Here is a 26,988-nt window from a genome sequence, read left to right on the forward strand (position 1 = left end):
GTCAATTTTGGAGTGCTTACAACAATGGCAAAGATCGTCGACATCAAAGGTCGTGAAGTTCTCGATTCGCGTGGTAACCCCACCGTCGAAGCGGACGTACTGCTCGACAACGGCATCATCGGCAGTGCCTGTGCGCCGTCCGGTGCTTCCACTGGCTCGCGTGAAGCGCTCGAGCTGCGTGATGGCGACAAGAGCCGTTACATGGGCAAGGGCGTGCTGAAAGCCGTTGCCAACATCAATGGCCCGATCCGCGACCTGCTGCTGGGCAAAGACCCAAGCGACCAGAAAGCCCTCGACCACGCGATGATCGAGCTGGACGGTACCGAGAACAAGGCCAAGCTGGGCGCCAACGCCATCCTGGCTGTCTCCCTGGCTGCCGCCAAGGCCGCTGCTCAGGACCAGGATCTGCCGCTGTACGCGCACATCGCCAACCTGAACGGTACCCCAGGCCAGTACTCCATGCCTGTGCCAATGATGAACATCATCAACGGTGGCGAGCACGCGGATAACAACGTCGACATCCAGGAGTTCATGGTTCAGCCGGTTGGCGCCAAGACCTTCTCCGACGCACTGCGCATGGGCACCGAGATCTTCCACCACCTCAAAGCCGTGCTGAAGGCCCGTGGCCTGAACACTGCGGTAGGTGACGAAGGCGGTTTCGCACCAAACCTGGCGTCCAACGAAGATGCACTGTCGGCTATCGCCGAAGCTGTGGCCAATGCAGGCTACAAACTGGGCACCGACGTGACCCTGGCACTGGACTGCGCTTCCAGCGAATTCTTCGAAGACGGCAAGTACAACCTGTCGGGTGAAGGCAAGTCGTTCGACGCCAACGGTTTCGCCGACTACCTGAAAGGCCTGACCGAGCGCTTCCCGATCATCTCCATCGAAGACGGCATGGACGAGTCCGACTGGGCTGGCTGGAAAGCCCTGACCGACAAGATTGGTGAGAAGGTACAACTGGTCGGTGACGATCTGTTCGTTACCAACACCAAGATCCTGAAGGAAGGCATCGACAAGAAGATCGCCAACTCCATCCTGATCAAGTTCAACCAGATCGGCACGCTGACCGAGACCCTGGAAGCCATCCAGATGGCCAAGGCTGCAGGCTACACCGCCGTGATTTCGCACCGCTCCGGTGAAACTGAAGACTCGACCATTGCCGACCTGGCTGTGGGTACTGCTGCGGGTCAGATCAAGACCGGTTCGCTGTGCCGTTCCGATCGCGTCTCCAAGTACAACCAACTGCTGCGTATCGAAGAGCAACTGGGCGCCAAAGCGGTATACCGCGGCCGTGCCGAGTTTCGTGGCTAAGCAAGAAATGGTAAAAAGACAGCAGTGTGCCGCCGATCGGTCATACTGATCGACAGCAACATGCTTGTTGCAGGCAATTGCCCACAAAGCCTGGCTTCGGCCAGGCTTCGTGCCATCAGCAACCTGCATTAAGCAGCGGTCTTTTCCACTGGATACCTCGATGCGCAGTCCCTATTGGTTGTTCCTCGTTCTGCTCTTGTTGCTTGCCGGCCTGCAGTATCGTCTGTGGGTGGGTAATGGCAGCCTGGCGCAGGTCACTGAGCTCAAGCAGCAGATCGCTGATCAGCACGCCGAGAATGAACGGTTGCTGGAGCGTAATCGCGTGCTCGATGCTGAAGTGCTGGAGTTGAAAAAAGGTATGGAGACCGTCGAAGAACGGGCGCGCCACGAACTGGGTATGGTCAAAGAGGGCGAAACCCTCTACCAGTTACCGCAATGAGCCAGTCCCTGCCTGCCTTCTGGGCAGTGATACCTGCTGCGGGCGTTGGTGCCCGAATGGCAGCCGATCGCCCCAAGCAGTACTTGCAGTTGGGCGGCCGGACAATCCTCGAGCATAGCCTCGACTGTTTTCTAGACCACCCCTGCCTCAAGGGCGTGGTTGTCAGCCTCGCCGCTGACGATCCTTATTGGCCAGGTCTTCGCTGCGCCGTTGATGCTCGTATCCAGCGTGCAGCCGGTGGTCGTGAGCGGGCCGACTCGGTGCTCAATGCGTTGCTGTTGTTGCATGCTCAGGGGGCTGACGACGCCGACTGGGTGCTGGTGCATGACGCTGCGCGACCGAACCTGGCACGTACCGACCTGGATCGGCTACTGGCCGAACTTGCCGATGATCCTGTGGGTGGATTGCTGGCCGTACCTGCGCGAGACACGCTTAAGCGTGCAGATGCTCAGGGCCGGGTGGCCGCAACCATCGACCGCAGTACGGTCTGGCAGGCCTATACACCGCAGATGTTTCGCCTGGGTGCCCTGCACCGTGCGCTGGCCGACAGCCTGGTGGCGGACGTGGCGATCACTGATGAAGCCTCTGCTATCGAATGGTCGGGGCAGGCACCGCGACTGATCGAAGGACGTAGTGACAATATCAAGGTCACTCGCCCAGAAGACCTTGAGTGGCTGCGTCAGCGCTGGGCGCTGCGCGGCTGACTGCCAACCGCCAACCAGGCTGGCTTCTACGGGGTGCGGTACTCCGGCAGATTTGCCAATCCTTCTCGTAAGTAATCCACCAATTGACGCACCTTGGGCGACAGATGCCGTTGCTGTGGATACAGCGCCCACACGGCGGTGTTGGGGGGTTGGTGCGCTTCAAGCAGCGAAACCAGCGCACCGCTGCGCAGGTGCTCTTGCACGTAGTAGTCCGGTAGTTGGCACAAGCCTACGCCTTGCAGTGCTGCATCGAGCACCGCCTGGCCGCTGTTGCAGCGCCAGTTGCCCTGTACGCGCTGTGCGATTTCACGCCCATCCTGCTGCAAAGGCCAGCTGTCCGTACTGCCGATCAAGCAGTTGTGTCGCGCCAGTTCCGAAAGGCTGTGCGGGCGACCATAGCGCTCCAGATACGCGGGCGAGGCGCAGAGGTACATGCGCCGGGGCGCCAGGCGGCTGGCCACCAGTCGCGAGTCCTGCAGGCGCCCCAGTCGAATGGCCATGTCCATGCCTTCATGCAGCAGGTCCAGTGTACGGTTGGTCAGTTCGATATCCACCCGCAATTGCGGGTAAAGGGCCATGAAGCGGGTCACCAGCGGCACAATGAAACGCTCGCCATAGGCCACTGCGCAGGTCATGCGCAGCAGCCCCTTGGGTTCGCTGCCAAGGTCGCCCATGGCTCGCAGCGCTTCGTCCCGGCCATCTTGCAAACGCTGGCAATGTTGCAGGAACGTCTGTCCTGCCTCCGTCAGGCTGACCCTTCGGGTGCTGCGATATAGCAGGCGGGTCTGCAGGCGTTCTTCGAGGCGGGCAATTTGGCGGCTGATATGGGAAGACGAAACCCCAAGGCGCTCTGCTGCTGCGGTGAACTGCCCTGATTCGGCGACGGCGACGAACTCATCGAAGCCTTCCCAGTGACTGCTTGCCATCGATTATCCCTGCTCAGCATTAATGTTTTGCGTTTGCCTGGATTATTCATCAAATGTTGATGAATTACACTTCAAGGCTGGAAACCGAACCTTTGCTGGAGAAGATTCATGATCAAGTCCCGTGCCGCCGTTGCCTTCGAGGCCAAGAAACCACTGGAGATCGTTGAGGTCGATGTGGCCATGCCCAAGGCGGGCGAAGTGCTGCTACGCGTAGTGGCGAGTGGTGTCTGCCACACGGATGCCTACACCCTGTCCGGCGCCGATCCGGAAGGTATCTTCCCCTCGATTCTTGGCCATGAAGGCGGTGCTATCGTCGAAGCCATCGGTGAGGGTGTCACCTCGGTCGCTGTAGGTGACCACGTGATCCCGCTGTACACCCCGGAGTGTGGCAAGTGCAAATTCTGCCTCTCTGGCAAGACCAACCTGTGCCAGGCCATTCGTGCCACTCAGGGCAAGGGCCTGATGCCTGACGGCACCACGCGCTTCTCCTACAAGGGCCAGCAACTGTTCCACTACATGGGCACCTCGACGTTCTCCGAGTACACCGTACTGCCGGAAATCTCCGTGGCCAAAATCCAGAAGGAAGCACCGCTGGAAAAAGTCTGCCTGCTGGGCTGCGGTGTCACTACTGGTATTGGTGCAGTGCTCAACACTGCCAAGGTCAAGCCAGGCGACACCGTCGCGGTTTTCGGCCTCGGTGGCATCGGCCTGTCGGCGATCATTGGTGCAGTCAAGGCCAAGGCTTCGCGCATCATTGCAGTGGACATCAACCCGGCCAAGTTCGAGATCGCCCGTCAGTTGGGCGCGACCGATTGCGTCAACCCGAAAGACTATGACCGCCCGATTCAGGAGGTCATCGTTGACCTGACAGATGGTGGTGTGGACTTCTCCTTCGAGTGTGTTGGCAACGTGCAACTGATGCGTGCAGCGCTGGAGTGTTGCCACAAGGGTTGGGGCGAATCCGTGATCATCGGTGTGGCCGGTGCAGGTCAGGAAATCTCGACGCGTCCGTTCCAACTGGTCACCGGTCGCGTCTGGCGCGGCTCGGCCTTCGGTGGCGTGCGTGGCCGTAGCGAACTGCCAAGCTATGTCGAGATGGCTGAAAAGGGCGAAATCCCGCTCGATACCTTCATCACCCATACCATGGGGCTTGAAGACATCAACAAGGCTTTCGACCTGATGCATGAAGGCAAGAGCATTCGCAGCGTCATCCATTTCTGAGGTCAGCCATGAGCCTGGAAAACCTATCCTGCCAAAAGAGCTTTGGTGGCTGGCACAAGCGTTATCGGCACCGCTCTGAGGTGCTGGGGTGTGACATGGTCTTTGCGGTCTACCTGCCGCCACAAGCGGAGCAGGGCGGCAAGCTGCCAGTGTTGTACTGGCTGAGCGGCTTGACCTGCACGGACGAGAATTTCATGCAGAAAGCCGGTGCGCACAAGCTGGCTGCGGAACTAGGGCTGATTATCGTTGCCCCAGACACCAGCCCGCGAGGGCCGAAGGTACCGGGTGATCCGGACGGCGCCTGGGACTTCGGTCTTGGCGCGGGCTTCTACCTCAACGCCACCGAGCAGCCGTGGGCGGAGCACTACCGCATGCACGACTATGTGGTCGAGGAGCTGCCCGCACTGGTCGAAGCGCATTTTCCCGCCTCCGACAAGCGCGGTGTCAGCGGTCACTCCATGGGAGGGCACGGGGCATTGGTTTGCGCCTTGCGCAATCCGGGTCGTTATCGCTCGGTCTCGGCGTTTGCCCCGATCAGCAACCCGATGGATTGCCCTTGGGGGCAGAAGGCGTTTTCCCGTTACCTGGGAGAGGAGCGCGCGCGTTGGCGTGAGTGGGATGCCAGCGTCTTGATTGCCGAGGCGAGCGAGCGGCTGCCATTGCTGGTCGATCAGGGTGATCGTGACGATTTCCTGGTCACTCAGCTCAAGCCGGAAGTTTTGGCCCAGGCTGCGCGTGCTGCGGATCATCCCCTGACGTTGCGCCTGCAGCCGGGGTATGACCACAGCTACTACTTCATCGCCAGCTTCATCGATGACCATCTGCGTCATCATGCCGCTGCGTTGCGCTAGGGGCTGCGGACAAATCAAGCCCAAGCCCGGGTAAAGCAGGTAGAATCACGCCCTGACTCAATCAGGGCGTTTTTCTATGCGTATTGGCCACGGCTACGATGTACATCGCTTCGCACAGGGCGATTTTATTACCTTGGGCGGTGTGCGCATTGCCCACTCTTCCGGGCTGTTGGCTCACTCCGACGGCGACGTGCTGCTGCATGCCCTGAGCGACGCCTTGCTTGGTGCGGCAGCATTGGGCGATATCGGCCGGCACTTTCCCGATACGGACCCGCAGTTCAAGGGCGCAGACAGCCGCGTGCTGTTGCGTCATGTGCTGGCCAAGGTCCAGGCCAAGGGGTGGAAAGTCGGGAATGTCGACGCAACCATCGTTGCCCAGGCTCCGAAAATGGCGCCCCATATCGAAACCATGCGCGCCCTGATTGCTGAAGACCTGCAGGTCGATATCGACCAGGTCAACGTCAAGGCCACCACCACCGAGAAGCTCGGTTTCACCGGGCGTGAAGAAGGCATTGCCGTTCACGCTGTTGCCTTGTTGCTGTCAGCATGACCGAACTTGAATTGCTTGGCCCGTGCGCATCGGGTCCATCCTTGGGGCATGCCGTGCTCAAGGCGACCGCGGAAGATTTTCAGGTCGACGAAGTACTCGATATCCCGCTCTCCGGTGACGGCGAGCACCTGTGGCTGTGGGTCGAGAAACGCGACCTCAACACCGAGGAAGCTGCCCGCCGTCTGGCTCGTGCAGCCGGCGTGCCGGTGCGTAACATCAGTTATGCCGGCCTCAAGGATCGTCAGGCCCTGACGCGCCAATGGTTCAGTCTGCACCTGCCGGGCAAGGCCGATCCGGACCTGTCTGGCGCAGAAAACGAAACCCTGCGAATCCTCAAGCGTGCCCGGCATAAGCGCAAACTGCAGCGCGGTGCGCACTCTGCCAACGGCTTCACCTTGCGCCTGACTCAACTGTCTGCAGACCCCGCTGCTCTCCAGTCTCGCCTGGAGCAGTTGCGCAGTGAGGGTGTTCCCAACTACTTCGGCACGCAGCGCTTCGGTCATAACGGTGGGAACATTGTTGATGCCCGTGACTGGGCGGCCCGCCAGGCCTTGCCGGAGCAACGCAATGTGCGGTCGCGGCTGCTTTCGGCTGCGCGCAGCTACCTGTTCAACCGGGTGCTGGCGGCCCGCGTTGCCAATGGCACCTGGAACCAGGCGCAGGTCGGTGACTTGCTGGCCTTCACCGACAGCCGCAGTTTTTTCCCGGCAGGGGAGGCTGAGTGCCAAGATCCACGTCTTTCGATACTTGACCTGCATCCAACCGGTCCACTGTGGGGTGAGGGGCACTCTGCCACAGGTGGTGCTGTTGCTGAGTTGGAGCAGCGCATCGGCGAAGAAGAGGCGGCGTTGTGCCAATGGTTGAGCAAGGCCGGCATGAGTCACGAGCGACGCATTCTGCGGCTGCCCATTGGCGGTCTGACGTGGCATTATCCCGAGCCTGATATCCTGCAACTGGAATTCGTCCTTCCGGCCGGATGCTTCGCCACCGTTGTGGTGCGTGAACTCATCGACCTGGCGCCGGCAGGGCAGACGGACAGCCCATGCGTATTCTGATTTCAAACGATGATGGGGTTACTGCCCCCGGACTTGCCGCACTGCACGCTGCGTTGGCGGATTATGCCGAGTGTGTGGTGATTGCCCCGGATCAAGACAAAAGCGGCGCGAGCAGCTCGCTGACCCTTGACCGGCCGCTGCACCCGCAGACCCTGGCCAACGGTTACATCAGCCTCAATGGCACACCCACCGACTGCGTGCACCTGGGCCTTAATGGTCTGTTGCCGTATACCCCCGACATGGTGGTTTCGGGCATCAACCTGGGCGCCAACCTGGGCGATGATGTGTTGTATTCGGGTACGGTCGCTGCCGCACTGGAAGGGCGCTTCCTCGGTGGAACCTCGTTTGCGTTTTCGCTGTTGTCGCGTCTTCCCGACAATCTGCCAGCGGCTGCCTATATTGCCCGCAGGCTGGTCGAGGCGCAGAGCCGCCTGACATTGCCCCCACGCACAGTGCTTAACGTCAATATTCCGAACCTCCCGCTGGAGCACATCCGTGGTATCCAGCTGACGCGTCTCGGTCACCGTGCGCGTGCAGCTGCGCCGACCAAGGTGGTTAACCCGCGCGGTAAGGAAGGCTATTGGATCGCGGTGGCTGGCGATGCTGAGGACGGCGGCCCGGGCACCGATTTTCACGCGGTGATGCAGGGCTATGTATCGATTACCCCGCTGCAGCTCGATCGCACCTTCAATGAGGCGTTTGAACAACTCGATGGTTGGTTGGAGGGTGTGCTCTGATGCGTGAGGACGATCTGGTGCGCCGCGGTATTGGCATGACCTCTCAGCGAACCCGTGAGCGACTGATCCAGCGGTTGTGTGAAGAGGGGATCTCCAATCCGCAGGTGTTGGAGGTCATTCGCCGCACGCCACGCCATCTGTTCGTCGACGAAGCGCTGGCGCACCGCGCCTACGAGGATACAGCGCTGCCGATTGGTAACAACCAGACCATCTCCCAGCCCTTTATTGTGGCGCACATGAGTGAGTTGTTGCTCGAAGCGGGTCCGTTGGACAAAGTGCTGGAGATTGGCACGGGTTCTGGTTACCAGACCGCGATTCTGTCGCAGTTGGTTGAGCGAGTGTTTTCGGTTGAACGCATCAAGGTGCTGCAAGACCGGGCCAAGGAGCGTTTGCTCGAACTCAATCTGCGTAACGTGGTGTTCCGTTGGGGCGATGGCTGTGAAGGTTGGCCAGCCCTGGCCCCTTACAATGGGATCATCGTCACTGCGGTTGCTCCCGAGGTTCCGCAAGCCTTGCTTGATCAGCTTGCGCCCGGTGGGCGCATGGTCATTCCGGTGGGCGCTACAGGAGAGTTGCAGCAGTTGATGTTGATCGTTCGTGAGGAGAACGGTTTCTCCCAGCGTGCGATGGGGGCGGTGCGTTTTGTGCCATTGCTCAACGGCCCGGTGGCTTGAGCCAGGCTTTTTTCTGCGTGAGCGAATTCTGCTGCAGGCTGCAGGTCTATTTGCCAGGCCTGAGCAAACATCCTGAGTAAATTTGTGCTGCGTGAGCCCGCCGCAATAGGCGCACGCTCAGTTATAATTGCAACATTATTTCATTTTCCTTATCGGTCACCATTAGAGGGAGCGGCGGGTGAGTCACACAGTCATTCGGCAGCGTATGGGTCTATCGAGCTTCAGGCTTCTGGTGATTGCACTTGCCTTTGGTACGCTGGTTACGGGTTGTTCCAGCACTTCTTCGAGCAGCGTTGGCGTGGTGGACCGCAATAATGCGGCGCCCAAGCGTCCTGCCGTGACCACAGGGCAGTACGTCGTACGTCCAGGTGATACCCTGTTCTCCATCGCTTTCCGATACGGTTGGGACTACAAGGCGTTGGCTGCGCGCAACAATATTGCGCCGCCCTATACCATTCGTCCTGGGCAGGCTATTCGTTTCGATGGCCGTTCCGGTGGTGCGTCGGGTACTCCCTCCCAGACCGTGGTCAGCAGCTCCTCGTCGTCAAGTAAAACTACGGTTACCCGGCGCCCGGTGGGTACCCCAGCGCCTTCCACAAGCACCTCGTCGAGTGCCGCCAGCAGCGCGCCTGCGCCCGTTCAGGTGCCGGCATCGGAGCGTGCAGTGGGGGGCTGGGCGTGGCCTGCGAGTGGTGTGTTAATTGGTAAATTTGCTTCAAACGGTAGTTTGAATAAAGGCATTGATATCGCCGGTGATTTGGGACAGCCTGTTTTTGCTGCGTCTGATGGTTCAGTGGTGTACGCCGGAAGTGGCTTGCGGGGCTACGGCGAGTTGGTAATTATCAAGCACAGCGACACCTACGTCAGTGCTTACGGTCATAACCGTAGGCTGTTGGTTCGGGAGGGGCAGCAGGTCAAGGCAGGGCAGACAATTGCCGAGATGGGGTCCACGGGTACTGACCGGGTGAAGCTTCATTTTGAGATTCGCCGTCAGGGGAAACCCGTAGATCCGTTGCAATTCCTGCCGCGTCGTTGACCGCTTGTGCCTTGCCTGTTCCTTCGCGTAGTGGGGACAGGCTCCAGCGCTACCAAGGATCAGGTGACGCTCGAGTCTGAGTTCGAACTCAGCAAAGGACTATAACAATGGCTCTCAGTAAAGAAGTGCCGGAGTTTGACATCGACGATGAGGTTCTCCTGATGGAGACCGGTATCGTTTTGGAAACGGATGTGGTGTCAGACGAACCTGCTGTATCTTCGGTTCGGACCAAAGCCAAACACGGCTCGTCACTCAAACAGCACAAGTACATCGACTACACCCGAGCACTTGATGCTACTCAGCTTTACCTGAATGAAATCGGATTCTCACCCCTGCTTTCGCCTGAGGAAGAAGTTCATTTTGCGCGGCTGTCGCAAAGTGGTGATCCTGCTGGGCGTAAGCGCATGATCGAGAGCAACTTGCGTCTGGTGGTAAAAATTGCCCGGCGCTATGTGAATCGGGGGCTTTCGCTGCTTGACCTCATCGAGGAAGGCAACCTGGGGTTGATCCGTGCTGTCGAGAAGTTCGATCCTGAACGTGGTTTCCGTTTCTCTACCTATGCCACCTGGTGGATCCGGCAGACCATCGAACGGGCGATCATGAACCAGACCCGTACCATCCGCTTGCCGATCCATGTGGTCAAGGAGCTGAACGTTTACCTGCGTGCTGCTCGGGAACTGACCCAGAAGCTCGATCACGAACCGTCGCCGGAAGAGATTGCCAGCTTGCTGGAGAAACCTGTTGGTGAGGTCAAGCGCATGCTGGGCCTTAACGAGCGCGTGTCTTCAGTCGATGTTTCGCTGGGGCCTGATTCTGACAAGACCCTGCTTGATACCCTCACTGACGATCGACCGACTGACCCCTGCGAGTTGCTTCAGGATGATGATCTGTCCCAGAGCATCGACCAGTGGCTCAGTGAGTTGACTGACAAGCAACGTGAGGTGGTGATTCGCCGTTTCGGCTTGCGCGGCCATGAGAGCAGTACCCTTGAGGATGTTGGCCTGGAGATCGGTCTGACCCGGGAGCGGGTTCGCCAGATCCAGGTTGAGGGGTTAAAGCGCCTGCGCGAGATTCTGGAGAAGAACGGTCTGTCCAGCGAGTCGCTGTTCCAGTAACGCCGATGCAGTGAAAAACACCCCGACTGGTTCGGGGTGTTTTTGTTTGTGTTGAGCTAGCGCCGGGTCGCCCGGGGCTGAAACATGTTGGTATGAGCCAAAGACTACCCGTGTGTTGTTACTGTGCATGCTGTTGTAAGTGATCACTTACAGTGTGCGTAAGCCAAAGCTGTAGGCGCGAGTAAATCGTTGCCGCTTTCACAGTCGGTATTTGTTTATCTGTTTGATAAATAAAGATTTTTATTTTTGCTTGGGTAACCCTCAGGTCTTTTTTTGAGAGGTTTTGCCAGTTGCTCCAGGCGCTCCAGCGATTACTATCTGCCCTGTGTCCACGGATTTGGACACAGGCCTTCAAGGATGAGGGTCAAGGACATCGCAGGATGCGATTCATCAGGATGATGAAAGGGAATAAAGGGACTACGGAAAAATGTGGGCGGGTCAAACCGCCCCTTTTTTTTGTCCGCAAAAAAGAAAAGGCCCCTGTAGGGGCCTTTTGCGTAGAACGAGAGCGTTTAGCGCTCCAGATCCTTGATCTTGCCTTTGACACCGTCGAATTCCTCGGCATCGGGCAGTGCATCTTTCTTCTCGGTGATGTTTGGCCAGATCTCAGCCAGCTCAACGTTCAGCTGGATGAACTCCTGCATATCCTCAGGCACTTCGTCCTCAGAGAAAATGGCTTGTGCCGGGCATTCAGGCTCGCACAGCGCACAGTCGATGCACTCATCCGGGTGAATGACCAGGAAGTTCGGGCCTTCGTAGAAGCAGTCCACCGGACAGACTTCTACGCAGTCGGTGTACTTGCACTTGATGCAGTTGTCGGTGACGACGAAGGTCATTTCTAATTTTCTCCTCAGGCGACGGCAGCACAGCCCTTCCAGACAGGGCCGCGGGGTTTGGTAGATGGCTGCAGACCAGGCTAGTAATCTGCAGTGTCGCCAAACCGCGCGGGATTCTATCAGCTTGTGGGACGGTGCGTTAGATCAGAGTCTTTAGTGTATAGAGCATTTCGAGCGCCTGACGAGGTGTCAGGTTATCAATATCGGTTTTGCTGATTTCCTCCAGCACCGGGTGCGGCAGGCTGGCGAACAGATCGCTCTGGTGCGGCACCGCTGGCGCGCCTCTGTCGGCTACAGGCGCTGCGTCATGCGGCAGGCTCGCGGTTTCCAGGCGGCTCAGGTGTTCGCGGGCACGCTGAATAACCGGGCCAGGTACGCCGGCCAGTTGGGCAACCGCGAGGCCGTAGCTCTGGCTGGCCGGGCCAGGCAGTACATGGTGCAGGAACACGATACGTTCGTTGTGTTCGGTGGCATTGAGGTGCACGTTGGCTACCAGCGGTTCGCTCTCGGGTAGTACGGTCAACTCGAAGTAGTGCGTGGCGAACAGCGTATAGGCGCGCAGTTGCGCCAAGCGCTCGGCTGCGGCCCAGGCCAGCGACAGGCCGTCAAAGGTACTGGTGCCGCGCCCCACTTCATCCATCAGCACCAGGCTGCGTTCGGTAGCGTTATGCAGGATGTTGGCGGTTTCGCTCATCTCGACCATGAAGGTCGAGCGGCCGCCGGCCAGGTCATCGCTGGAGCCGATCCGGGTGAAGATGCGGTCAACCAGCGACAGCTCGCAACTGGCCGCCGGTACGAAGCTGCCGATGTGTGCCATGAGCACGATCAATGCGGTCTGGCGCATGTAGGTGGATTTACCGCCCATGTTCGGACCGGTTATCACCAGCATGCGGGTGTTGTCATCGAGTGCCAGGTCGTTGGCCACGAACGGGGTGGTCAGTACCTGCTCGACCACCGGGTGGCGCCCCTGGCTGATCCGCATGCACGGCTCGTCGACGAACGTTGGGCAGTTCAGATCGAGGTTCAGCGCGCGCTCTGCCAGGTTGCTCAGGACGTCCAGCTCTGCCAGTGCCGCGGCAGTGTCCTGCAAGGGCGGCAGATGGCTGATCAGGTTTTCCAGCAGCGCTTCATAGAGCATTTTCTCCCGCGCCAATGCGCGGCTTTTAGCCGACAGCGCCTTGTCTTCGAAGGTTTTCAGCTCAGGCGTGATAAAGCGCTCGGCACCTTTGAGGGTCTGGCGACGGATGTAGTCGGCAGGTGCCTGTTCAGCCTGCTTGCTGGGCAGTTCGATAAAGTAGCCGTGGACACGGTTGTAGCCGACCTTGAGGTTGGCCAGGCCGGTACGAGCTTTCTCGCGAGCCTCCAGGTCAATCAGGAACTGGCCGGCGTTTTCGCTCATCGACAGCAGCTCGTCCAGCTCGCTGTCATAGCCCGTCTTGAGGACGCCGCCGTCGCGGATCACCGCAGGCGGATTGTCGATGATCGCTTTTTGCAGCAGGTCAGCCAGTTCCGGGTAGGTGCCGGCGATAGCCGCCAGGCGTGCCAGGTGCGGTGCCTCCAGCTCGGCCATTGCGTTTTGCAGCTCAGGCAATGCACCCAGTGCATCGCGCAGGCGAGCCAGGTCGCGAGGGCGGGCATTACGCAGGCCAATCCGGGCCAGGATCCGTTCGATGTCGCCAATTTCCTTCAGCTGTGGCTGCAGCTTTTCAAAGCGGTAGCCATCGAGGAGGCAGCGAATGGAGCTCTGGCGTGCCAGCAGCACCTTCAGGTCGCGCAGGGGGCGGTTCAGCCAACGGGTCAGCAAACGGCTGCCCATGGCGGTCTGGCAGCGGTCGATGACCGATTGCAGGGTATTGTCGCGACCGCCTGCGAGGTTGACGTCCAGCTCAAGGTTGCGGCGGCTGGCACCGTCGAGTACGACAGTATCGTCAAGCCGTTCGTGTTTGAGGCTGCGAAGATGGGGCAGGGCGGTACGCTGGGTTTCCTTGGCGTAGCCCAGCAGGCAACCGGCAGCACCGATGGCCAGGGTCAGCTTCTCGCAGCCAAAACCTTTAAGGTCTTGGGTTGCGAACTGCTGGCACAGGCTCTTGCGGGCTGAGTCACGGTCGAAGTCCCAGGGTGCCCGGCGTCTGGCGCCACGACGCTTCTCGGCTGGCAAGCCTTGTGGCCAATCATCCGGGATCAGCAGTTCCACCGGGTTGATTCGCTCCAGCTCGGCCAGCAGGTTCTCCCAGCCCTTGAGCTCCTGAACGGTGAAGTTGCCGCTGGTGATGTCCAGTACTGCAAGGCCAAAGAGGCGTTCATCGCCCAGTACGGCAGCGATCAGGTTGTCACGGCGTTCATCAAGCAACGCCTCATCGCTGACCGTGCCTGGGGTGATAATACGTACGACCTGGCGCTCGACCGGCCCTTTGCTGGTTGCCGGATCGCCGATCTGCTCGCAGATCACCACCGACTCTCCCAGTTTCACCAGCTTGGCCAGGTAGCCTTCAGCTGCATGGAAGGGGATACCGCACATGGGGATCGACTGGCCCGCGGACTGCCCACGGGCAGTCAGGGTAATGTCCAGGAGTTTTGCGGCTTTCTTCGCATCTTCGTAGAAGATTTCGTAGAAGTCGCCCATGCGGTAGAACATCAGCTGATCTGGGTGCTGGTTCTTCAGCTTCCAGTATTGCTGCATCATCGGAGTGTGTGCGGAAAGATCAGACATTCAAGGCCTTACAGCGAGCAGTCTTTTGGACAATTGCGAATCGTCTAATACTACAGGGATTTTTTCTGCATTGCTGGCGCTTGGGTAATGTCAATTGCATGCTGGGTCAGTGAGTTGGACGCTCTTTATGCTCATGCATTTTAAGTTCGTTCGGCTGCATTCATTGCTTAGCGCAGTCGGCCGTGGATGTCTTTGAAACTGCTGCGCGCTGCGACACTCGATACCGCAAGGGCGGAGCAGTAGTCGCGCGACCTGTCGCGAGCGTTTCTGCCAAACGATGCTTGGTGTAGGGTAGTGCAGACTTTCAAGGAGCTTGCCATGGACCCGATTACCGTTCTTGCTGCCCGGCTGGGTGAGCATCTGCGTCGCTTCAAGGCTCATGTGACCACCGCCGAGTCCTGCACGGGGGGCGGCATTGCCGAGGCGATTACCCGAATTCCTGGCAGCTCTGCCTGGTTCGAGGCCGGTTATGTGACCTATTCCAATGCACAGAAGACCCGCCAACTCGGGGTTCCTGCGGCGTTGTTCGGCCAGGTTGGTGCAGTCAGTCAGGAGGTTGTCGAGGCCATGGTGCGAGGTGCGCAGGCCGCCAGTGGGGCACGTTTTGCCGTGGCAGTCAGTGGTGTGGCCGGCCCGGAGGGTGGTTCTGCTGCCAAGCCGGTGGGCACTGTATGGCTGGCGTGGGCCGACGGCGAGCAGGTGACGGCCGAGCGCAGGCACTTCGAGGGTGACCGCGAGGCAGTTCGCCGACAAGCGGTAATCGCCGCGCTAGACGGCTTGTTACAGCTTGGGGCGGAGTAAATCGCTATTCGGGGGTAGGCGGAAACAAAACCCTGTGAAATAATACTGGCTACTTATACAGGTGTTCTGGCCGTCAGGGCCTATCGATTACGTGAGGACTTCAATGGACGACAACAAGAAGCGTGCCTTGGCTGCGGCCCTGGGTCAAATCGAACGTCAATTCGGTAAAGGCGCGGTCATGCGCATGGGTGACCATGAGCGCCAGGCGATCCCGGCCATCTCCACTGGCTCGCTGGGGCTGGACATTGCCCTGGGTATTGGCGGTCTGCCAAAAGGCCGTATTGTCGAGATCTACGGTCCTGAGTCGTCCGGTAAAACCACGCTGACCCTGTCGGTGATCGCTCAGGCCCAGAAAATGGGTGCTACTTGCGCTTTCGTCGACGCCGAACACGCACTCGACCCGGAATACGCTGGCAAGCTGGGCGTCAATGTCGACGACCTGCTGGTTTCGCAGCCTGACACGGGTGAGCAGGCACTGGAAATCACCGACATGCTGGTGCGTTCCAATGCAGTTGACGTGATCATCGTCGACTCCGTTGCCGCATTGGTGCCAAAGGCCGAAATCGAAGGTGAAATGGGCGACATGCACGTGGGCCTCCAGGCTCGCCTCATGTCCCAGGCACTGCGTAAGATTACCGGCAACATCAAGAACGCCAACTGCCTGGTGATCTTCATCAACCAGATCCGCATGAAGATCGGTGTGATGTTCGGTAGCCCGGAAACCACCACCGGTGGTAACGCGCTGAAATTCTACGCCTCGGTTCGTCTGGACATCCGCCGTACCGGCGCGGTCAAGGAAGGCGACGAAGTGGTCGGTAGCGAAACCCGCGTCAAGATCGTCAAGAACAAGGTGGCCCCGCCATTCCGCCAGGCCGAGTTCCAGATCCTCTACGGTAAGGGCATCTACCTCAACGGCGAGATCATTGACCTGGGTGTGCAGCACGGTCTGCTGGAAAAATCGGGCGCCTGGTACAGCTATCAGGGCAGCAAGATTGGTCAAGGCAAGGCCAACTCGGCCAAGTTCCTGCAGGACAACCCGGAGATCGCTGCCACCCTTGAGAAGCAGATCCGCGACAAGCTCCTGAACCCGGGTGCGGTAGAGGCTGCTGGCAAGGCTGCGGTCGCCGATGCCGCTCCTGAAGACGATCTGGTCGACGCTGACGCTGACTTCTGATCCCGCCCATGTCCGTCGTACTCGATACCCCCGTCGCCGTAAGGCGGACAGCCATGGACCTGCTCGCGCGCCGCGAGCATGGTCGTGTCGAGCTGACGCGCAAGTTGCGTCAGCGCGGCGCATCTCCCGAGATGATCGAACAGGAACTTGACCGTTTGACGGACGAGGGGCTGCTCAGTGAGGCTCGCTACCTGGAAAGCTTCATCAGTTACCGCTCTCGCTCCGGCTATGGCCCTGCTCGCATACGAGAGGAGTTGAGCCAGCGCGGTTTGCAGCGCTCGGATATCGAGCAGGCCCTGCGTGAGTCAGGGGTAGACTGGCAGGCGCAATTGCTCGATGTCTGGCAGCGCAAGTTCGCAGGGCAATTGCCAAGCGATCCTCGCGGTCGCGCCCAGCAAACCCGCTTTCTGGTTTACCGGGGCTTCCCCATGGACTTGGTCGGCCGCTTGCTGAGCGGCCGAGGTCTGGATGACTAACGTTCCGGGTATTCAGCCTCGATCACATAGCTTCACGTGACCTTCAGCGCTTCCCGTGCATGCTGTGTGGTGTGCATGGGTTGGGGTTTGGCCCAGTTTTCCGGATGGTTGATGAAGTCCACCAGTTCGCGCAGGCGACCGTAATCGCGACCATTGAAGGCGAATGCCAACCGATGCAAGTGGCTGAATTGCGGGTCGTCAAGTTCCACACAGCTGTGGGTGTGTTGATGGAAATGACCATGCTGGCGTAGATCTGCAAACACTTCTGCAATATCGAGCATCGCTGCGTCGCTGAGGCGATGATGCATGCGAATGATGAACTGGTTCTTCATCCAGCGACTGGAGTGGTAGTTACTGTAGAACTGGTTGATCTCTTCGACCGCTTCCTCTGTGCTGTGCACCAGGCGCAGCAACTTCATGTCGCTTGGCAGGATGTAGCGGTTTTCTTCCAGCTGATGGGTAATGAATTTCAGGGCGTCCTGCCAGAATGAGCCGCCAGGGGCATCCAGCAGTACCACGGGTACCAACGGGCTCTTGCCCGTCTGGATAAGGGTCAGGACCTCCAGTGCTTCATCCAGCGTGCCAAAGCCACCAGGGCATAGCACCAGCGCATCGGCCTCTTTCACGAAGAAGAGTTTGCGGATGAAGAAGAAGTGGAACGGCAGCAGCTTGTCTGTGCCTTCGACTGTTGCGTTGGCGTGTTGCTCGAATGGCAGGGTGATATTGAAACCCAGGCTATGTTCCACGCCAGCGCCTTCATGGGCGGCAGCCATGATGCCACCACCAGCACCTGTGATGACCATCATGTCCGAGCGCGCCAGGGTGGCGCCCAGTTCTTTTGCCAGGCCATACATGGGGTGTTCGATCGGGGTTCGGGCCGAGCCGAAGACCGTTACCTTGCGCTGGCCTTTGTACTGTTCCAGCACGCGGAAGGCATGATCCAGTTCGCGCAGGGCCTGGAGGGTGATCTTCGCATTCCAGCGGTTGCTGTCGTCATGCGCCATCCGCAGGACGGTCAGCATCATGTCCCGGTAGAGCGACAAGTTGGGGCTGTTGGGGGCGACCAGCTTCAGTTGTTCGTCGACGTTGTCGAGGTTGATTCCGTTGTTCTTGAAGTAGTTCGCAAGAAGCTCATTCGGTTTGTTAGGCATTCAACTTCTCCTTTTGCAGCAAAACTGCTGGCCAGAACGCGTATTTCGATCTGGCTGCAACACTCATGTGTTGCTGGCTGCTTCAGTCCGATTTGCGAGGTCGGCATCTCGATAGGCTCTCTGGGCCTACTGGCAGCACTGATTATCGGTATGGCTATTGTTGCCGCCAGAGGCAGTAGTGTACCGGGTGTGGATACGCCTCCTTGTTGTGCCCGAAATAAAAGTGGTGGTTGGTTATTAATCTAGACCCTGTCGGGTGTTCATGCTGTCGTGATGGCCTGTTCTTCATAGCATAACGATCATGGATTCATGCCGTTTCAGGTGCAGATGTCGACCGCTCATCTGATCGGATCCAATTAGCAGGACAATCTGATTAACTTCAAGGACGATCACAGTGTTTGAGTGCAGGGAGGCATAACCTATGCGTCGGTTGATTCTGGATGTGGATACACAGTTGTATGCGTCGCTGCAAAGCGCAGCGCAGGCCGGTGACCTGAGCCTTGAGGAGGAGTGCCTGCGACGTCTCGAAGGGGGAGAGTGTCGTTCGCGTTACATCCAGGCACTCGTGTCCGAGTTGCGTGCCGATGAAGAGCAGCGGCGCGCCAGTGAGGGGTAACCTGATTATTTCTTTTTCTGGTTCAGGCCGCAGTCGGAGGCGCTGAAGCGCTGTACGGCTACCGGGCGATTGGTTTTGTACTCGGTAAACTCGTAGCGCAGAACCGCACCGCGCGCCAGTAGCTGACGGTAGCCCGTGTTACGACAGACGCTGGCGCCCAACTGGCCACGAACCATATCCGGATTCGCTCGCATTTGCTGCGCATGGCTTTCACGTACGCTCAAATGGTTGATCAGCTCCTTGCCGTCAACGGTATAACCCTGGTCGAGAATGTCCTCGTTGATCGCCCGAGGTGTGCCAACACTGCTTTCCTTGGCAACCTTGTCCAGCATTTTGCCAAGCTCATAGTCCTGCAGCGAAGCAGCATTTGCCGCCAGAGGCAGAGCCAGCAACAGGCCGAGGGTTGGGGCGATAAAGCGCAGCATGAATTTCTCCTGGTTCGGTAACTGGCGGTTGGACCTGCGCTCTGGCGTTGCGTTCCACCATCGGCAGGCCTGTTTGCGCCAGCGCGCATCGATAGGCTGGCGATTATAGGGGAGCACAGAGCCCGGCTCCATGGCAAAAACACTCGGTGGCTGACGGCCTCTGGTAAACTGCGTCAATTGTCTCCTGCCTTCGTTGTGCCATCCATGACCCATGCTGTCTCCCGTCTGCGAGCCGATCGACTGGCCCGCAGCGTCAAACCTTTTGTTGCACGTGGTTCGCGTGCGCCTCGTTGCCCAGGCTGTCGAGTCATTGACAGCCATTGCCTGTGTGCGTGGAAGCCACGGGTTGCCGCCGAGTCGGCCATGTGCCTGTTGATGCATGATACCGAGCCACTGAAACCGACCAATACGGGATGGCTGATTGCCGACATCATTGCCGACACGACGGCTTTTGGCTGGCAGCGCACCTCAGTGGATGAGCAGTTGCTGGCACTGCTGGAGCAGCCTCACTGGCAGCCTTACATTGTGTTCCCAGGGGAGTTTGTCGAGCCGCAACGGGTGGTGACCGAGGTTGTTCGTGAGCCTGGCAAGCGGCCGCTATTCATCTTGCTGGATGCGACCTGGACCGAGGCGCGAAAAATGTTTCGCAAAAGCCCGTACCTGGACCGCTTCCCTGTACTGAGCCTGCAACCTGAGCAACTGTCACGCTATCGTCTGCGTCGGTCCAAGCGCGATGATCATTTTTGTACCGCCGAAGTGGCAGCCATGTGTCTGGAGTTGGCCGCCGATCAGCGAGCTGCCGAGGCGCTTGATGCCTATCTGGATGTCTTCAGTGCGCACTACCTGGGCGCCAAGTTCCACCGTCCTGTCGATGAACAGGATGACGTGCATCAACGGCTGCAGCCCTTCCTATAGTACAAGGGCGTCCACAGTGTGTTCGGTTCATAATGAGCACGCAGGCAGCGCCGCAAGGTGCCGAACTTGACCACCCGGTCTGAGCTCGGCATCCTTGGCGCCGATTCAGTTGTGACGAAGCTTGAAACACTTTTATCGCCTCGTTACGCCATTTTGGCATGTGGTACTGCCTCCCAAGCCTTGAGTTGCTCCCCGCCAGGCGTCCGGTCTTTAGCGCGCCTGCATAGAACAGGATCATTAGATCGATGGCCACGTACGAAATCCTGATTGCCGATGACCACCCACTTTTTCGCAGTGCGATGCGCCAGGCCGTGACGTTGGGCCTTGGCCCGGACGTGCGGCTGGTGGAAGTGGCGAGCATCGCCGAACTGGAAACCCGATTGACTGAAAAGGCCGACTGGGATCTGGTGTTGCTGGACCTCAATATGCCGGGCGCCTACGGATTCTCCGGTTTGGTCCTGCTACGCGGGCAGTACCCGCAGATTCCTGTGGTGATGGTTTCCGCTCAGGAAGAGGCATCGGTGGTAGTGAAGTCTCGTGAATTCGGTGCTAGCGGCTTTATTCCGAAGTCGAGCCCGCTGGAGACGATTCAGGATGCCGTGCGCAAGGTTCTGGATGGTGATGTCTGGTGGCCGCCTCAGGCGTTCGAGAAAGTTGATGTTTCAGCTGAAGCCAAGGCTGCCAGTGAAGGGCTTGCCAGTTTGACGCCACAGCAATTCCGGGTGCTGACCATGGTCTGCGAAGGTTTGCTGAACAAGCAGATCGCCTATGAATTGAGTGTTTCCGAGGCGACCATCAAAGCGCACGTCACGGCGATTTTCCGCAAGCTGGGTGTGCGCACTCGCACTCAGGCGGCCTTGCTGCTGCAACAACTTGAGTCAGTTTCGGGTAGCTAAAGCCGTCTGCCTTCACGCTTTTTTGACCCGAGCTGAACTAGCCTTCAGCGTTTTTAAGGATGAAGTGGTTTTTTATGTCGCCATTCAAGGGCCAAACAGGCCTCAAGCGTATTTTCAATGCTGCTGGTTATTCGTTCGATGGCTTGCGTGCTGCCTTCACCGGCGAAGCAGCCTTTCGCCAGTTGGTATTGCTCAATGTCGTGTTGATCCCGTTGGCGTTCTGGCTTCAGGTCAGCCGTGCCGAGCGGGCGATTCTGATCGCTGTCTGCCTGCTTGGCCTGATCGTCGAGTTGCTGAACTCGGCGGTGGAAGCAGCAATCGACCGTATCTCGCTTGAGCGCCACCCACTGTCGAAGAACGCCAAGGACATGGGCAGTGCTGCTCAGTTGGTGGCCTTGAGCATGGTCGGCCTGGTCTGGGCGGTAATCCTGCTTTAAGGAATGCGGGGTAGCACGATTTCGTCGCTGCGCTGCACCCCGGCCGTGAAGGTTCTGCATAGCTCCAGGAATTCGCGCATCGCCGAGGTCTGGTACTTCTGTTTATGCCAGATGAAGTAGAACTGTCGGGCGAGGTCAAGCTCGGGGGTTTCCAAGGCTACCAGGCTGCCTCGGCGAAAGGCGTCTCGCAGGGCAAGGCGGGAAATGCAGCCGATGCCCAGCCCTGATTCCACTGCACGTTTGATTGCTTCGGTATGTTCCAGTTCAAGGCGGATATTAAGTGCCGAGCGGTGGTGGCGCATCGCTTGATCGAAGGTCAGGCGAGTGCCTGAGCCTTGCTCGCGCAGAATCCATGCCTCCCGTGTCAGCTCGTCAAGGCTGGCCTGGCCGCGCTGCGCCAAGGGGTGCTGGGGGGCGCAGAACACTACCAGTTCGTCCTCGACCCAAGGCTGAACTTCCAGGTCCGGGTGGTTGCAGTCGCCTTCGATTAGACCCAGGTCAATTTCGTAATGCGCTACCTGATGCACGATATGCGCCGTGTTCTGCACGTGCAGTTTGACCTGGCTTTCAGGGTGAACCTGCATGAAGCTGCCGATCAGCAGCGTAGCGAGGTAGTTTCCGATCGTCAGCGTAGCGCCGACAGCCAAGGAGCCAAACCCGGACTTACCATTGAGCAGGTCCTCAATTTCCTTGGCCTGGTCGAGCAGTGCGACGGCCTGAGGCAGCAGTTGCTGACCCAGTGCGTTGAGGCTAAGGCGCTTGCCGGCACGGTCGAAGAGCTGGCAACTGGATTGACGTTCAAGCTCTGTGATTGACGTGCTGGCGGCGGATTGCGACAACGCCAGTATGCCAGCGGCGCGTGAGACGCTCTGGTACTGGGCTACGGCGACGAAGACTTGAAGCTGACGAAGCGTAAATCGCATATCTATATAACCGATAAGACATATCTTGATAATTCATTTAACAGATATTGTCGCTGCCACTAAACTATTGCGCAATCGCGCTCACGGTTAGCGCCGCGTTTTTCTTCAGGAGCCCTATACATGAGCAACATGAACCACGAACGTGTTCTCAGTGTCCATCACTGGAACGACACCCTGTTCAGCTTCAAGTGCACCCGCGATCCGGGCCTGCGCTTCGAGAACGGTCAGTTCGTGATGATCGGCCTGCAACAACCTAATGGCCGTCCGCTCATGCGCGCCTATTCTATTGCCAGCCCAAACTGGGAAGAGCATCTGGAGTTCTTCAGCATCAAGGTGCCGGACGGCCCGCTGACCTCGCAGTTGCAGCACCTCAAGGAAGGCGATGAGATCATCATCAGCAAGAAGCCTACCGGCACGCTGGTCCTTGACGACCTGAAGCCGGGCAAGCACTTGTACCTGCTGAGCACGGGTACCGGCCTGGCGCCGTTCATGAGCGTCATCCAGGACCCGGAAACCTACGAGCGCTTCGAGAAAGTCATTCTGGTTCATGGCGTGCGCTATGTGAACGAAGTCGCCTACCGCGAGTTCATCACCGAGCACCTGCCACAGAATGAGTTCTTCGGCGAGGCGCTGCGTGACAAGCTGATCTACTACCCAACCGTAACCCGTGAGCCATTCGAGAACCAGGGGCGTCTGACTGATCTGATGCGCAGCGGCAAGCTGTTCAGCGACATTGGTCTGCCGCCGATCAACCCGGAAGATGACCGCGCGATGATCTGCGGTAGCCCGAGCATGCTGGATGAAACCAGTGAAGTGCTCGACAGCTTCGGTCTGAAGGTCTCGCCACGTATGCGCGAGCCGGGCGACTATCTGATTGAGCGTGCATTCGTCGAGAAGTAATCTCGCGGTTTGAACGAAAAAAAGCAGGCTTCGGCCTGCTTTTTTCGTTTTGACACCCTGCTGGTTCGGAACTATGGCTCGCGCACCACTTCCAGCACCCGGATCATGTCCGGGTGCGGATAATGCCAGCGCACTTGCACATCCCAGAACTTTACGCCGTAGATTCGCTCGGCGGGGGGAACCTGGTACGCCGGGCGCGGGTCTTGCGCCAGGCATTGCTCGATCAGCTCTGCCAGCGGCTCGCTGAGGCGCAAGGCGTGCGCTTGTGCCTGATGCAATGCTTGATCGCTCCACTGCACCTGGATCGGTGCGGGCGGGGCGCTGGCCATCGTATTCACCGCATCGCCAAGGCTGTCGGCATAGGGAACGTACGGCTTGATATCCAGCACGGGGGTGCCGTCCAGCAGGTCGATACCGGAGAGGAACAACCGACCCGGTTCAACCTTCTCCAGCCTGACAACCGACTGACCGATGCCGTTAGGGCGGTGGGTGGCGCGCGTTGCGAACACCCCCATGGACTTGTTGCCCCCCAGGCGTGGTGGACGCACCTTCAGCCGAGGTTTGTCCTCCAATGCCTGATGGAACAGGAACAGCAGCCAGACGTGGCTGACCTGCTCAAGACCGGCGACTGCATCGCCCTGATCGAACGGCGGTAGCAGTTCGAGCACCCCGCGCGCGGCTGGCGCCAGTTGGGGTTGACGCGGGATGGCAAACTTTTCCTTGAAGCAGGAGTGCAGGATGCCGACGGGGGCGACACTGTAGTTCATCGGCGCCTCAACCACGTACCCGCAGGGTCAGGCCCTTGAGGAAGTTGCGCAGCAACTGGTCGCCACAGGGGCGGTAGTTACTGTGCCCGACCTTGCGGAACAGTGCGCTGAGCTCTGGCTTGGAAACCGGGAAGTCGACGGCCTTGAGAATCGCGTGCAGGTCTTCTTCCTTGAGCTCAAAGGCGACACGCAATTTCTTCATGACGATGTTGTTGGTCACCGGAAGCTCGATCGGCAGGGCCGGGCGGCTCTCGTCCTTGCCGCGCTTGAAGTACACCAGACCGTCAAGGCAATGCGCCAGGACTTCGTCCGGGCAGCGGACGAAGCCTTCTTCATCCTCTTTTTTCAGGTAGGTGGCGATGTCGGCCTTGCTGACGTCCAACCCGCCCAGCTTGATGAGTTCAATCAGCTTGGCGTCGTTGATTTCCAGCAGGTAGCGCAGGCTGCGCAGTACATCGTTGTGAATCATGAGAACAATCCTGATCGGGGGCGCCACCCGAGTGGTAGCGCCTGTGGTGCTAGAACTTTTCCTGAGCCGCCAGATAGCGCCATTGGCCCAGAGGCAACTTGCCCATGGCTACGCCGCCGAGGCGTAGCCTGCGCATGCTGACAACGCTCAGGCCGACACTTTTGCACAACTGCACGATGACGCCGGGTGCCGGGTTTTTCAGTGCGATGCGCAGGCGCGTTTCGTTCTGCCAGCTGGCCTTGACCGGCGGCAGTGTATTGCCTTGCCAGATCACCCCGCGGTTCAGTCGTTCAAGGCCGTGGGCGATGATCTCGCCACTGACTTCGACGACATACTCCTGCTCAAGCTTGGCAATGTCCTGGGTGAGCTTGCGCAATACCCGCCAGTCCTGGCTGAACACCTGCAACCCGCTGGCACCTTCCTGAAGCAGCGCGGCACTCGTCAGGCGGCTGAAGTGGCCCTTGAGTGGGCGCTTACCGTAACGGTGCAGTTCGGACAGGCTGAGCGCATTGATACTGGCCAATGCGCTGTCGAGGGTGTCTTCGGGCTGTTGATTGAGCAACAGGGTGACCGGTTCCAGTGCTTCGGCCTTGGCGCCGGGCAACAGTTCGACCTGCTCGCTGCTGACCTTGTGCTGTGGTTCGTCGACGATCTGGCCGTCCACTGTGACCCAGCCACCCTCAATGAACAGCTCTGCCTCGCGTCGGGAGCAGCCGACAACTTCGATAAGGCGTTTGGAAAGACGAATGGGTTCAGACATGACGACAGCCGTGGCACAGGGAAAGGCCACCATTGTACCCGGCTGGCCCCGGTTAATCCCGGCAACATTCGTCGATAGCGCGGTTTTGCCCTATTTCGGAGTAGTACTACGTTGGCTGTCAGCCTGAAGTTAAAGGCAGTGTATGAACAAGCCTTAAGTGGAGTAGGGGGTAAGGTTGTCCCATGCCGTCGGTTTCTGACCGGCCGATGATTTCAAAGCCTTGTTTGAGATAGAAGCCTAGCGCCTGGGGGTTTTGTTCATTGACATCCAGTTGCTCGGCATTCAGGTGCTCGATGGCGTAGCGCAATAGCTGTTTGCCCACGCCCTGGCTACGGTACTCCGGATCAACGAAAAGCATTTCCACGCGTCCGGCGGCAACCCCGGCAAAACCGCTGATACGCTGATGGCGGTCTTTGCAGCAGATCAGCATGACGGCGTCGAGATACTGTTTGCGCATCTGCTCGCGCAGCAGGCAGATATAGTCATCCGGCAGAAAGTCGTGGGTGGCGCGCACCGAGGCTTCCCAGACGCGGATCAGTTCTGGGTAGTCGTTGAAGCTGGGGGTTTGAACCCGATGAAGCTGAGGCATTTCAAGGGTCTCCTCTGTGGGATGAGGAAACCATAGCCGTAAAAAAGCCCCGCCATCGCTGGCAGGGCTTTTTCAGACGCGGTTGATCAGAGGGTTTCGGCCCACAGATCGTATTCGTCGGCTTCGGTTACGCGGCACAGCACTTTGTCACCAGGCTTGAGGTCGCGGTCGCTTTCGACATAGACCACACCGTCGATCTCTGGCGCATCGAAGAAACTGCGGCCAATGGCGCCTTGCTCGTCGACTTCATCGATGAGCACTTCGATTTCCTTGCCAACTCGCAATTGCAGGCGTGCGGCACTGATTTGCTGTTGGTGGGCCATGAAGCGGTCCCAGCGATCCTGCTTGACGTCGTCTGGTACGACTTCAAGGCCCAGGTCATTGGCCGGTGCGCCTTCGACGGGCGAGTACTGGAAGCAGCCGACACGGTCAAGCTGTGCCTCGCTGAGCCAGTCGAGTAGGTACTGGAAGTCTTCCTCGGTTTCACCCGGGAAGCCAACGATGAAGGTCGAGCGAATAATCAGCTCTGGGCACTGCTCGCGCCATTTCTTGATGCGTGCCAGGGTCTTGTCTTCGAAGGCCGGCCGCTTCATCGATTTGAGCACTTTCGGGCTGGCGTGCTGGAACGGAATGTCCAGGTACGGCAGGATTTTGCCCTCGGCCATCAGTGGGATCACGTCGTCGACGTTTGGATACGGGTAGACGTAGTGCAAGCGCACCCAGACGCCAAGGCTGCTCAGTGCTTCGCACAGTTCGAGCATGCGGGTCTTGACCGGACGACCGTTCCAGAAATCGGTTTTGTACTTGACGTCGACGCCGTAGGCGCTGGTGTCCTGAGAGATCACCAGCAGCTCCTTGACGCCGGCTTTGACCAGGCGCTCTGCCTCGCTCAGCACTTCGCCCACCGGGCGGCTGACCAGCTTGCCACGCATCGACGGGATGATGCAGAAGCTGCAGCTGTGGTTGCAGCCTTCGGAAATCTTCAGGTAGGCGTAGTGGCGGGGCGTCAGTTTGATGCCTTGTGGTGGCACCAGGTCGATCAACGGGTTGTGGTCCTGCTTGGGCGGAATCACTTCGTGGACGGCGTTGACCACTTGTTCATATTGTTGCGGACCGGTCACGGCCAGTACGCTTGGGTGTACGTCGCGAATGGCGCCTTCTTCGACACCCATGCAGCCGGTGACGATCACCTTGCCGTTTTCGGCAATGGCTTCACCGATCACTTCCAGCGACTCGGCCTTGGCCGAATCGATGAAACCACAGGTGTTGACCACTACCACATCGGCATCCTGATAGGTGGGCACGACTTCGTAGCCTTCCATGCGCAGTTGGGTCAGGATGCGCTCGGAATCGACCAGGGCCTTGGGGCAACCCAGGGAAACAAAGCCAACCTTGGGCGTGGTGGGCGTAGGGGTGGTGGACATGACTAACCTCGGTGTTGAAGAGGTTGCCAGGCCGAATGGCGCGACAACCTTGGCGGGCGTTTGGGCGCCTCTGATCAAAAAGTGCGCAATTCTAGCG

Annotated in this window: 30 protein-coding genes; 19 read left to right on the forward strand and 11 right to left on the reverse strand. The window is 58.9% G+C overall.

The genetic code is table 11. The features are described from left to right. Window positions 1–24: 24 nt before the first annotated feature. The 3 genes from eno (at window position 25) to ispD (ending at window position 2,457) form a co-directional block, all read left to right on the forward strand. Window positions 25–1,314, forward strand: a complete 1,290-nt coding sequence (gene eno, locus ACZ9H3_RS20835; protein ID WP_099773734.1) for a phosphopyruvate hydratase — start codon at window positions 25–27, stop codon at window positions 1,312–1,314. A gap of 160 nt (window positions 1,315–1,474) precedes the next feature. Next, window positions 1,475–1,753, forward strand: a complete 279-nt coding sequence (ftsB, locus tag ACZ9H3_RS20840; protein WP_099773735.1) for a cell division protein FtsB — start codon at window positions 1,475–1,477, stop codon at window positions 1,751–1,753. Continuing rightward, window positions 1,750–2,457, forward strand: coding sequence for a 2-C-methyl-D-erythritol 4-phosphate cytidylyltransferase (gene ispD, locus ACZ9H3_RS20845; protein ID WP_099773736.1), 708 nt, complete (start codon window positions 1,750–1,752; stop codon window positions 2,455–2,457). Before ftsB ends, ispD begins: the two co-directional genes overlap by 4 nt. Before the next feature lie 26 nt (window positions 2,458–2,483). On the opposite strand, the gene ACZ9H3_RS20850 is transcribed toward ispD, so the two are convergent. After that, a complete protein-coding gene (locus tag ACZ9H3_RS20850) occupies window positions 2,484–3,383 on the reverse strand; it encodes a LysR substrate-binding domain-containing protein (RefSeq protein ID WP_099773737.1) in 900 nt (299 codons plus the stop codon). 108 nt (window positions 3,384–3,491) lie between these two features. On the opposite strand from ACZ9H3_RS20850, the gene ACZ9H3_RS20855 reads away from it, so the two are divergent. The 8 genes from ACZ9H3_RS20855 (at window position 3,492) to rpoS (ending at window position 10,622) form a co-directional block, all read left to right on the forward strand. Next, window positions 3,492–4,604: an S-(hydroxymethyl)glutathione dehydrogenase/class III alcohol dehydrogenase gene (locus ACZ9H3_RS20855; RefSeq protein WP_099773738.1), complete on the forward strand. Its 1,113-nt coding sequence runs from the start codon at window positions 3,492–3,494 to the stop codon at window positions 4,602–4,604. Window positions 4,605–4,612: 8 nt separating this feature from the next. Continuing rightward, complete coding sequence (fghA, locus tag ACZ9H3_RS20860) at window positions 4,613–5,455, forward strand: S-formylglutathione hydrolase (RefSeq protein ID WP_099773739.1); 843 nt, start codon at window positions 4,613–4,615, stop codon at window positions 5,453–5,455. 76 nt (window positions 5,456–5,531) lie between these two features. Next, a complete protein-coding gene (gene ispF, locus ACZ9H3_RS20865) occupies window positions 5,532–6,005 on the forward strand; it encodes a 2-C-methyl-D-erythritol 2,4-cyclodiphosphate synthase (protein ID WP_099773740.1) in 474 nt (157 codons plus the stop codon). Further along, entirely contained in the window at window positions 6,002–7,060 is a 1,059-nt protein-coding gene (truD, locus tag ACZ9H3_RS20870) for a tRNA pseudouridine(13) synthase TruD (protein ID WP_476222332.1), read from the forward strand. Before ispF ends, truD begins: the two co-directional genes overlap by 4 nt. Beyond that, window positions 7,048–7,797 carry a 5'/3'-nucleotidase SurE gene (gene surE / locus ACZ9H3_RS20875; protein ID WP_099773742.1) on the forward strand — a complete coding sequence of 250 codons (750 nt, stop codon included), beginning with the start codon at window positions 7,048–7,050 and terminating at the stop codon, window positions 7,795–7,797. Before truD ends, surE begins: the two co-directional genes overlap by 13 nt. 35 nt (window positions 7,798–7,832) lie before the next feature. Further along, window positions 7,833–8,471: a protein-L-isoaspartate(D-aspartate) O-methyltransferase gene (locus ACZ9H3_RS20880; protein ID WP_177442435.1), complete on the forward strand. Its 639-nt coding sequence runs from the start codon at window positions 7,833–7,835 to the stop codon at window positions 8,469–8,471. Window positions 8,472–8,649: 178 nt separating this feature from the next. Continuing rightward, window positions 8,650–9,507, forward strand: coding sequence for a peptidoglycan DD-metalloendopeptidase family protein (locus ACZ9H3_RS20885; RefSeq protein WP_099773744.1), 858 nt, complete (start codon window positions 8,650–8,652; stop codon window positions 9,505–9,507). 107 nt (window positions 9,508–9,614) lie between these two features. Further along, entirely contained in the window at window positions 9,615–10,622 is a 1,008-nt protein-coding gene (rpoS, locus tag ACZ9H3_RS20890; RefSeq protein WP_099773745.1) for an RNA polymerase sigma factor RpoS, read from the forward strand. A 512-nt stretch (window positions 10,623–11,134) separates the two neighbouring features. Here the strand turns inward: rpoS and fdxA are convergent. Then, window positions 11,135–11,458, reverse strand: coding sequence for a ferredoxin FdxA (gene fdxA / locus ACZ9H3_RS20895; protein ID WP_065760817.1), 324 nt, complete (start codon window positions 11,456–11,458; stop codon window positions 11,135–11,137). A gap of 139 nt (window positions 11,459–11,597) precedes the next feature. Then, a complete protein-coding gene (gene mutS / locus ACZ9H3_RS20900) occupies window positions 11,598–14,168 on the reverse strand; it encodes a DNA mismatch repair protein MutS (RefSeq protein WP_476222336.1) in 2,571 nt (856 codons plus the stop codon). Between the two features lie 318 nt (window positions 14,169–14,486). On the opposite strand from mutS, the gene ACZ9H3_RS20905 reads away from it, so the two are divergent. The 3 genes from ACZ9H3_RS20905 to recX all read left to right on the forward strand — a co-directional run bounded on the left by ACZ9H3_RS20905 (window position 14,487) and on the right by recX (window position 16,619). After that, entirely contained in the window at window positions 14,487–14,969 is a 483-nt protein-coding gene (locus tag ACZ9H3_RS20905; RefSeq protein WP_065760815.1) for a CinA family protein, read from the forward strand. Window positions 14,970–15,072: 103 nt separating this feature from the next. Next, a complete protein-coding gene (gene recA / locus ACZ9H3_RS20910) occupies window positions 15,073–16,143 on the forward strand; it encodes a recombinase RecA (RefSeq protein WP_065760814.1) in 1,071 nt (356 codons plus the stop codon). 8 nt (window positions 16,144–16,151) lie between these two features. Next, the gene (recX, locus tag ACZ9H3_RS20915) at window positions 16,152–16,619 is read left to right on the forward strand and encodes a recombination regulator RecX (RefSeq protein WP_065760813.1); all 468 of its coding nucleotides are present in this window, start codon (window positions 16,152–16,154) and stop codon (window positions 16,617–16,619) included. Between the two features lie 32 nt (window positions 16,620–16,651). On the opposite strand, the gene ACZ9H3_RS20920 is transcribed toward recX, so the two are convergent. Beyond that, complete coding sequence (locus ACZ9H3_RS20920; RefSeq protein WP_330522092.1) at window positions 16,652–17,770, reverse strand: LOG family protein; 1,119 nt, start codon at window positions 17,768–17,770, stop codon at window positions 16,652–16,654. Between the two features lie 421 nt (window positions 17,771–18,191). Here ACZ9H3_RS20920 and ACZ9H3_RS20925 point away from each other — a divergent pair, with 421 nt between their 5' ends. Further along, entirely contained in the window at window positions 18,192–18,386 is a 195-nt protein-coding gene (locus tag ACZ9H3_RS20925; RefSeq protein ID WP_330522093.1) for a hypothetical protein, read from the forward strand. Window positions 18,387–18,391: 5 nt separating this feature from the next. Here the strand turns inward: ACZ9H3_RS20925 and ACZ9H3_RS20930 are convergent, their stop codons facing one another. Beyond that, complete coding sequence (locus tag ACZ9H3_RS20930; RefSeq protein ID WP_330522094.1) at window positions 18,392–18,811, reverse strand: quorum-sensing-regulated virulence factor family protein; 420 nt, start codon at window positions 18,809–18,811, stop codon at window positions 18,392–18,394. Window positions 18,812–19,015: 204 nt separating this feature from the next. Between ACZ9H3_RS20930 and ACZ9H3_RS20935 the strand changes: the two genes are divergently transcribed. The 3 genes from ACZ9H3_RS20935 (at window position 19,016) to ACZ9H3_RS20945 (ending at window position 21,059) form a co-directional block, all read left to right on the forward strand. Then, entirely contained in the window at window positions 19,016–19,726 is a 711-nt protein-coding gene (locus tag ACZ9H3_RS20935; protein ID WP_163931816.1) for a tRNA-uridine aminocarboxypropyltransferase, read from the forward strand. 245 nt (window positions 19,727–19,971) lie between these two features. Beyond that, the gene (erdR, locus tag ACZ9H3_RS20940) at window positions 19,972–20,622 is read left to right on the forward strand and encodes a response regulator transcription factor ErdR (protein WP_065760808.1); all 651 of its coding nucleotides are present in this window, start codon (window positions 19,972–19,974) and stop codon (window positions 20,620–20,622) included. A gap of 74 nt (window positions 20,623–20,696) precedes the next feature. Then, complete coding sequence (locus tag ACZ9H3_RS20945) at window positions 20,697–21,059, forward strand: diacylglycerol kinase (protein WP_065760807.1); 363 nt, start codon at window positions 20,697–20,699, stop codon at window positions 21,057–21,059. Here the strand turns inward: ACZ9H3_RS20945 and ACZ9H3_RS20950 are convergent. After that, window positions 21,056–21,982 (reverse strand): LysR family transcriptional regulator, encoded by a 927-nt coding sequence (locus tag ACZ9H3_RS20950; protein ID WP_065760806.1) that lies wholly within the window; start codon window positions 21,980–21,982, stop codon window positions 21,056–21,058. The two genes, ACZ9H3_RS20945 and ACZ9H3_RS20950, sit on opposite strands and share 4 nt — an antisense overlap. 120 nt (window positions 21,983–22,102) lie before the next feature. On the opposite strand from ACZ9H3_RS20950, the gene fpr reads away from it, so the two are divergent. Next, window positions 22,103–22,882 (forward strand): ferredoxin-NADP reductase, encoded by a 780-nt coding sequence (gene fpr, locus ACZ9H3_RS20955; RefSeq protein ID WP_065760805.1) that lies wholly within the window; start codon window positions 22,103–22,105, stop codon window positions 22,880–22,882. A gap of 71 nt (window positions 22,883–22,953) precedes the next feature. Here fpr and tsaA read toward each other — a convergent pair whose 3' ends face one another. From tsaA to rimO, 5 genes are all read right to left on the reverse strand, one after another. Beyond that, the gene (gene tsaA / locus ACZ9H3_RS20960) at window positions 22,954–23,649 is read right to left on the reverse strand and encodes a tRNA (N6-threonylcarbamoyladenosine(37)-N6)-methyltransferase TrmO (RefSeq protein WP_476222343.1); all 696 of its coding nucleotides are present in this window, start codon (window positions 23,647–23,649) and stop codon (window positions 22,954–22,956) included. A gap of 7 nt (window positions 23,650–23,656) precedes the next feature. After that, window positions 23,657–24,118 (reverse strand): YehS family protein, encoded by a 462-nt coding sequence (locus tag ACZ9H3_RS20965; protein WP_065760803.1) that lies wholly within the window; start codon window positions 24,116–24,118, stop codon window positions 23,657–23,659. A 49-nt stretch (window positions 24,119–24,167) separates the two neighbouring features. After that, window positions 24,168–24,878: an rRNA pseudouridine synthase gene (locus ACZ9H3_RS20970; protein ID WP_099776560.1), complete on the reverse strand. Its 711-nt coding sequence runs from the start codon at window positions 24,876–24,878 to the stop codon at window positions 24,168–24,170. Between the two features lie 118 nt (window positions 24,879–24,996). Further along, window positions 24,997–25,467, reverse strand: a complete 471-nt coding sequence (locus ACZ9H3_RS20975) for a GNAT family N-acetyltransferase (protein ID WP_476222345.1) — start codon at window positions 25,465–25,467, stop codon at window positions 24,997–24,999. 86 nt (window positions 25,468–25,553) lie between these two features. Beyond that, the gene (gene rimO / locus ACZ9H3_RS20980) at window positions 25,554–26,891 is read right to left on the reverse strand and encodes a 30S ribosomal protein S12 methylthiotransferase RimO (protein ID WP_102053498.1); all 1,338 of its coding nucleotides are present in this window, start codon (window positions 26,889–26,891) and stop codon (window positions 25,554–25,556) included. Between the last annotated feature and the right edge of the window lie 97 nt (window positions 26,892–26,988).

This window comes from Pseudomonas sp. TE3910 (assembly GCF_056279025.1).

Bases quoted from the DNA above. Each gene is read 5' to 3' on its own strand.
- mutS (WP_476222336.1), bottom strand. From the start codon at position 14,168: ATGTCTGATCTTTCCGCACACACTCCGATGATGCAGCAATACTGGAAG.
- recA (WP_065760814.1), top strand. From the start codon at position 15,073: ATGGACGACAACAAGAAGCGTGCCTTGGCTGCGGCCCTGGGTCAAATC.
- eno (WP_099773734.1), top strand. From the start codon at position 25: ATGGCAAAGATCGTCGACATCAAAGGTCGTGAAGTTCTCGATTCGCGT.
- ispF (WP_099773740.1), top strand. From the start codon at position 5,532: ATGCGTATTGGCCACGGCTACGATGTACATCGCTTCGCACAGGGCGAT.
- ACZ9H3_RS20965 (WP_065760803.1), bottom strand. From the start codon at position 24,118: ATGATTCACAACGATGTACTGCGCAGCCTGCGCTACCTGCTGGAAATC.
- ACZ9H3_RS20925 (WP_330522093.1), top strand. From the start codon at position 18,192: ATGCGTCGGTTGATTCTGGATGTGGATACACAGTTGTATGCGTCGCTG.
- ACZ9H3_RS20850 (WP_099773737.1), bottom strand. From the start codon at position 3,383: ATGGCAAGCAGTCACTGGGAAGGCTTCGATGAGTTCGTCGCCGTCGCC.
- recX (WP_065760813.1), top strand. From the start codon at position 16,152: ATGTCCGTCGTACTCGATACCCCCGTCGCCGTAAGGCGGACAGCCATG.
- rpoS (WP_099773745.1), top strand. From the start codon at position 9,615: ATGGCTCTCAGTAAAGAAGTGCCGGAGTTTGACATCGACGATGAGGTT.
- fghA (WP_099773739.1), top strand. From the start codon at position 4,613: ATGAGCCTGGAAAACCTATCCTGCCAAAAGAGCTTTGGTGGCTGGCAC.
- ACZ9H3_RS20945 (WP_065760807.1), top strand. From the start codon at position 20,697: ATGTCGCCATTCAAGGGCCAAACAGGCCTCAAGCGTATTTTCAATGCT.
- ACZ9H3_RS20930 (WP_330522094.1), bottom strand. From the start codon at position 18,811: ATGCTGCGCTTTATCGCCCCAACCCTCGGCCTGTTGCTGGCTCTGCCT.
- ACZ9H3_RS20950 (WP_065760806.1), bottom strand. From the start codon at position 21,982: ATGCGATTTACGCTTCGTCAGCTTCAAGTCTTCGTCGCCGTAGCCCAG.
- surE (WP_099773742.1), top strand. From the start codon at position 7,048: ATGCGTATTCTGATTTCAAACGATGATGGGGTTACTGCCCCCGGACTT.
- ACZ9H3_RS20905 (WP_065760815.1), top strand. From the start codon at position 14,487: ATGGACCCGATTACCGTTCTTGCTGCCCGGCTGGGTGAGCATCTGCGT.
- ispD (WP_099773736.1), top strand. From the start codon at position 1,750: ATGAGCCAGTCCCTGCCTGCCTTCTGGGCAGTGATACCTGCTGCGGGC.
- ACZ9H3_RS20970 (WP_099776560.1), bottom strand. From the start codon at position 24,878: ATGTCTGAACCCATTCGTCTTTCCAAACGCCTTATCGAAGTTGTCGGC.
- ACZ9H3_RS20920 (WP_330522092.1), bottom strand. From the start codon at position 17,770: ATGCCTAACAAACCGAATGAGCTTCTTGCGAACTACTTCAAGAACAAC.
- rimO (WP_102053498.1), bottom strand. From the start codon at position 26,891: ATGTCCACCACCCCTACGCCCACCACGCCCAAGGTTGGCTTTGTTTCC.
- fpr (WP_065760805.1), top strand. From the start codon at position 22,103: ATGAGCAACATGAACCACGAACGTGTTCTCAGTGTCCATCACTGGAAC.
- tsaA (WP_476222343.1), bottom strand. From the start codon at position 23,649: ATGAACTACAGTGTCGCCCCCGTCGGCATCCTGCACTCCTGCTTCAAG.
- erdR (WP_065760808.1), top strand. From the start codon at position 19,972: ATGGCCACGTACGAAATCCTGATTGCCGATGACCACCCACTTTTTCGC.
- fdxA (WP_065760817.1), bottom strand. From the start codon at position 11,458: ATGACCTTCGTCGTCACCGACAACTGCATCAAGTGCAAGTACACCGAC.
- ACZ9H3_RS20880 (WP_177442435.1), top strand. From the start codon at position 7,833: ATGACCTCTCAGCGAACCCGTGAGCGACTGATCCAGCGGTTGTGTGAA.
- ftsB (WP_099773735.1), top strand. From the start codon at position 1,475: ATGCGCAGTCCCTATTGGTTGTTCCTCGTTCTGCTCTTGTTGCTTGCC.
- ACZ9H3_RS20935 (WP_163931816.1), top strand. From the start codon at position 19,016: ATGACCCATGCTGTCTCCCGTCTGCGAGCCGATCGACTGGCCCGCAGC.
- ACZ9H3_RS20975 (WP_476222345.1), bottom strand. From the start codon at position 25,467: ATGCCTCAGCTTCATCGGGTTCAAACCCCCAGCTTCAACGACTACCCA.
- ACZ9H3_RS20855 (WP_099773738.1), top strand. From the start codon at position 3,492: ATGATCAAGTCCCGTGCCGCCGTTGCCTTCGAGGCCAAGAAACCACTG.
- truD (WP_476222332.1), top strand. From the start codon at position 6,002: ATGACCGAACTTGAATTGCTTGGCCCGTGCGCATCGGGTCCATCCTTG.